The sequence below is a fragment of the Cyanobacteria bacterium GSL.Bin1 genome (genome assembly GCA_009909085.1).
Lineage (GTDB): Bacteria > Cyanobacteriota > Cyanobacteriia > Cyanobacteriales > Rubidibacteraceae > Halothece.
The window spans coordinates 1-4,456 of the sequence record JAAANX010000122.1; the positions used below are offsets into that span (position 1 = coordinate 1).

The 4,456-nt window shown below is 44.6% G+C and carries 5 protein-coding genes; 2 read left to right on the forward strand and 3 right to left on the reverse strand.

Annotation, left to right across the window (positions count from 1 at the left end):
- Positions 1 to 180 precede the first annotated feature (180 nt).
- The gene (locus GVY04_15775; GenBank protein ID NBD17533.1) at positions 181 to 660 is read right to left on the reverse strand and encodes a hypothetical protein; all 480 of its coding nucleotides are present in this window, start codon (positions 658 to 660) and stop codon (positions 181 to 183) included.
- Between the two features lie 499 nt (positions 661 to 1,159).
- Between GVY04_15775 and GVY04_15780 the strand changes: the two genes are divergently transcribed.
- Positions 1,160 to 2,431 carry a response regulator gene (locus tag GVY04_15780; GenBank protein NBD17534.1) on the forward strand — a complete coding sequence of 424 codons (1,272 nt, stop codon included), beginning with the start codon at positions 1,160 to 1,162 and terminating at the stop codon, positions 2,429 to 2,431.
- A 77-nt stretch (positions 2,432 to 2,508) separates the two neighbouring features.
- On the opposite strand, the gene GVY04_15785 is transcribed toward GVY04_15780, so the two are convergent.
- A complete protein-coding gene (locus tag GVY04_15785; protein NBD17535.1) occupies positions 2,509 to 2,649 on the reverse strand; it encodes a hypothetical protein in 141 nt (46 codons plus the stop codon).
- Between the two features lie 57 nt (positions 2,650 to 2,706).
- A complete protein-coding gene (locus GVY04_15790; GenBank protein ID NBD17536.1) occupies positions 2,707 to 2,958 on the reverse strand; it encodes a hypothetical protein in 252 nt (83 codons plus the stop codon).
- Between the two features lie 155 nt (positions 2,959 to 3,113).
- Here GVY04_15790 and GVY04_15795 point away from each other — a divergent pair, with 155 nt between their 5' ends.
- The gene (locus GVY04_15795; GenBank protein ID NBD17537.1) at positions 3,114 to 4,400 is read left to right on the forward strand and encodes a mechanosensitive ion channel; all 1,287 of its coding nucleotides are present in this window, start codon (positions 3,114 to 3,116) and stop codon (positions 4,398 to 4,400) included.
- Positions 4,401 to 4,456: the final 56 nt, after the last annotated feature.

Here is a 4,456-nt window from a genome sequence, read left to right on the forward strand (position 1 = left end):
AATCATCCCGATCGCGAGATAGTTACACGCTCGCCAGTAAGCATGGATTTTTTGCAGGTCTTCTGGGGAGAGGGGGGTTGGGGAAAGAGTTGCCGGAGACGTTTGAGCAGTCATAATAGATGATCTAATTGAGGATTAAGTTTTAGACCGAGAGACTGGCTTGGGTTTGCGCGTAGGCATCTAACTCCACTTTGACCGGTGGCGTGTGCTAATGGTCAGAGCGCCATTCAAGGAAAACTTCATATTCCCGGTTCCGGAGACTTCTTTCTCGGCGGTAGAAATTTGCTCGGAGAGATCCGCGGCGGGATAGACGGGCTGACTATGGGTGACGTTATAGTCGCCGATAAAGCCAAGGTTAATGAGCTGATTTCCCAGATGAGGACCGAGTAACAATTCGGCTGATAGGTAACTGACGACTTTGAGGTTCTGGTCTAAGTAGGTGCGGATGGTACTCAGCCAACGCTGCAGGATCCCATCACGCACGGTATAAGCTAACGCCATATAGTAGTCGTTTGGTGTGGCAATGCGTGGAAACTTTCCCTGAATATAAAACAGGTTATCGGCGAGGGCGCGGCGCAAAGTCGGAATGCTCAGCCCTGTGCGGTCGTCTTCGACGCTTTTTGCTGTCGATTCGAGATTGCTTTGCCTACCTTCAACCATGATTGTTCGTCCTCGTGATTTAATTGACACGCCGATTACAGGATTAATAGCAGTTTTGGCAGCATCCCTGCATCAAAAAGGCTATTCACAATTTGGACCAACTGATACCAATCCAATTTGGATTAGTTGTTGTTCCGAATATCAGCCTCATAGCTATTTCAGGGAGTTCAAACTTGTCATTTTTATCTTAGGTTGGGCAATCATGTCATTGCGATCACAAATATACTGTTGTCTTCTATAGTGGATGCACTTAAATATATTTTTAATATCACAGCAAAAGGTAAAAAGTTTGTGTAATATAAGAAAAAAAATTGGTTTATTTTGAACCTTTTTTATTATTTTTTGAATAAAATAAACTCTTCATCATTTCGTCTCTAATTCTTTAAGATAAAATCTAAGTAACCCAGTAAAAAAAGTTTTTCTTTGACATCATTATTTGCCCAGAATAATCTGAAAAGAGTTCAATCCTAAGCCTTATCGGTCATTCTGCAATAAGGTCATGAAAATTCTCTTAGTTTCCTCGAAACAAATCTTGCAGAAAAACCTACAGCAGCACCTATCCCGTCATCACTTCGTTGTTGACTCAGCTGTTGATGGCGAGGAGGCTTGGGATTTATTACAAGCCTTTTTCTATGACTTAGTGTTGCTCGACTCAGTCTTGCCGAAACTAGATGGGATTGAGCTATGTCGTCGCCTGCGCGAAGTGGGCAACCCTGTCCTGATTTTGCTGCTACTAGAAGCTGCCGGTTGGGAGTCTTGCATCAAAGGCTTAAAGAGTGGGGCTGATGCCTGTTTAAGTCACCCTTTTCCAGAAGCGGCTCTGTTCGCCCAAATTCATGCCTTAGCCAGACGTGGCAAACACCGGGCGAGTTCTTGCCTTGATTGGGGTCCCGTCTCTCTTAATCCTGCTAACCGAGACGTCATGTGCAACGGTCAACGCTTAAAGCTGAACCGCAAGGAATACCGACTGCTCAAATTATTTCTGAGTCATCCTCGGCAGCGGTTCCCGTGTCATGAAATTGGCGATCGCCTATGGACTCTAGATGATCAACTCCCCACCAACGCGACAATTAAAAGTCATATCCGCAGCATCCGTCGTAAGCTGGAAGCGGCAGGAGTGCAAGATTTAATTCAAACCCGCTACGGTCAGGGATATTGTCTTAATTCCAAATATGACCCGGAGACACAACCGTCTAACAAGGGCAATGCGACTCCAGAACCAATGACGGATGCCATTACAGCTAATCTTTGGCAAGAATTGATGGCTGCCAATGCCCATCTCCAACGAGAAATTGAGGAACGCAGAGCAATTGAGAGCGAACTGCGTCGTTCCGAGCGGATGTTACGGGATGCTCAGAAAGTCGCCCAAATTGGGTCTTGGGAATGGGATTGTGAAACTCGCACTCTCTATTGGACAGAAGAACTCTTTCTCATTCACGGTCTTGATCCCAGTGAAACCCCGCCGAATCCTGATAATCTTGAAGAAACCTTAACCTTTATTCATCCTGACGATGTCGAGAACTATTGGCAAAACATCCGCGTTCCCAGCCTTAAAGGAAAAGCATTTGAAGCCAACTTGCGGATCATTCGAGCCAATGATGGAGAGATTCGCTATATTAACGCTCGCGGGGGTCCCATTTTTGATCGCTCGGGAAAACTGATTAAATTCACGGGGACGACCTTTGATATTACAAAATGGGCCACTCAAGGGGTCTTCCCGTTAAAGGTAGCTGAGGAAGAGAATGGGCAGCAAAAAACGATTGATGCTTGATTTATTGATTGCAGAATTTGGTTAGCTAGATTGTCCCGAATTACGCCTTCTTTTGCCCATTTCTCCAAGTCTTCGGTCTATTGGGCAAGAAAGCTCAGGACAATCCCAATGACAACTAAGCTGACGGTATAGGGAAATTTTAGTCTTTTGAGCGCGATCGCGGCAAGGGAAGCAACGAGCAGCAGCAACAGGATATCGATCTCAGTATTGAGAAGCAACGTATGAGAGATCAGCTCAATTATGCAGCCAATTGGGCTAAAGGATTTGGCGATTAATTAACGACGATGAGGCTCCCATTCTATCTGAGGGGCTTCATCGCCCATGACAGACTTAATGGTTTGATGTAACGTCTTCAACTCATCAGAAGTGACCTTGCCATCCGCCCAGAGGAGAGACTTAATTTGTTCCGTTTCGTATTGAGAAAATTTGCCGTCTTCGATTGCTTTTTCAGCGACAGACTTCAGTTTTTCAAGATGGGCGATTTCTTCAGAAGATAGGGGTTGAGCATTCGGCTTATGAATTTCCATCGTTCTATTCTTGAGAGAAGTCAACTATTTTGTAGTATGACATCTAATCTAAAATAACCATAACTGCTTTTAAATTTATTTAAGATTTAAGAAATTAATGTCAAATCAATCTTTGGAAAGATTTGCGCCTACTCACTACGGAGATCGCGAACAGAATGTCCGATTTGAATTGGCTTAAGTTAAGTTCTCGCCAAAGTACTATCTTAGCCCGCAGAGTCGCTTTGGCCATTGGAGCACTTCTATTAACGGTTAGTTTCTTCTCGGCCCCAGCTGCATTAAGTCAATTGCCCGAGCCTAAGCCCGAGCGCTTAGTTAATACTCCCTATTCTGTTAACCATAACACCGATTTTGCCGTCGGCAATATTCACTTAGACGGCCGTCAAATTTTCGCTTTAGCCGCACCTGCACTCAGTACAGAGCAACAGGAAGCGCTGTCTGTTTCACCAATTCAGCAACGGGTACAAGCGATTAGAAGTCAACTGCTAGAGAGTGCAAAAACAAATCTTGATCGCGAGACTTTAAACGTTACTTATCAAATCGACACTGCGACTCAACTGCCAATTATCTCTATCAACGATCACTATTTAATGACGGTTACCAGTGCTGATGCTCGTTTGTACGGACTTGATCCTATCACCCATGCTCAGAACCTCGTTGAGATCATTCGAGAAACCTTGATTGCCTTTGAGCAAGAGCGCCAACCGGCGTTTCTGAGGCAACAGGTGCTTAGGGCTACGGGAATTCTGGTATCCGTCTTTTTGCTTAGCTTCGCTATTTTTGATCGGCAGCGTTACATAAAATCCCGCCACGAAGCATTGCTCAAAGAACTAGAAGTCGATTCTTCCCCCAATGACGACACTGAAAGTGTCTCCTGGTCAGGACAGATAGAAACCGAAGAAGACAACGCTGAAATTACAGAAGAACAACAAAAGATTGCTCAACAACAGCAGCTTAAATTTTGGTACGAAGTCCGGCAAAGATTGCTGCAACTGGCGCAAATTGGCTTTTGGGGAGGAGGGTTAACCCTGATCGTCAGTCTATTTCCGCAAACGCGATGGATGCAGTCAATTGTACTTTCAGGGTTAAGTGTCAAATTTTTAAGACTTTTGTTAGTGGGACTAATTGCATATATCATCCTGCGAGTTAGTTTTGTGAGTATTGATTGGTTGATTGCTGCTCTCAGTCGCGGCCGTTTTCTGCCTGCTACAGCTTCAGTACGAACAGTTCAACGGTTGCAAACTTTCTCTGGTGCAGTGAAAGGAGCTAGTGCTTTTGTGATTATCACTGTTACTTTCTTGACTGCTTTATTAGTCTTAGGGGTGAATATTGTGCCGTTATTGGCTGGGGCAAGTATTCTTGGGGTTGCGATTTCATTCGGCTCTCAAAGTTTGATCAAAGACTTAAGGGATGACAACAAAGCTATAAGGCAGACTGGAGGGTAGATACAGCCTTGAGACCTCTGTGAAAATCTAGGGATTTATGAGGCTTGAGAGCCATC

Bases quoted from the DNA above. Each gene is read 5' to 3' on its own strand.
- GVY04_15795 (NBD17537.1), top strand. From the start codon at position 3,114: ATGTCCGATTTGAATTGGCTTAAGTTAAGTTCTCGCCAAAGTACTATC.
- GVY04_15780 (NBD17534.1), top strand. From the start codon at position 1,160: ATGAAAATTCTCTTAGTTTCCTCGAAACAAATCTTGCAGAAAAACCTA.
- GVY04_15775 (NBD17533.1), bottom strand. From the start codon at position 660: ATGGTTGAAGGTAGGCAAAGCAATCTCGAATCGACAGCAAAAAGCGTC.
- GVY04_15790 (NBD17536.1), bottom strand. From the start codon at position 2,958: ATGGAAATTCATAAGCCGAATGCTCAACCCCTATCTTCTGAAGAAATC.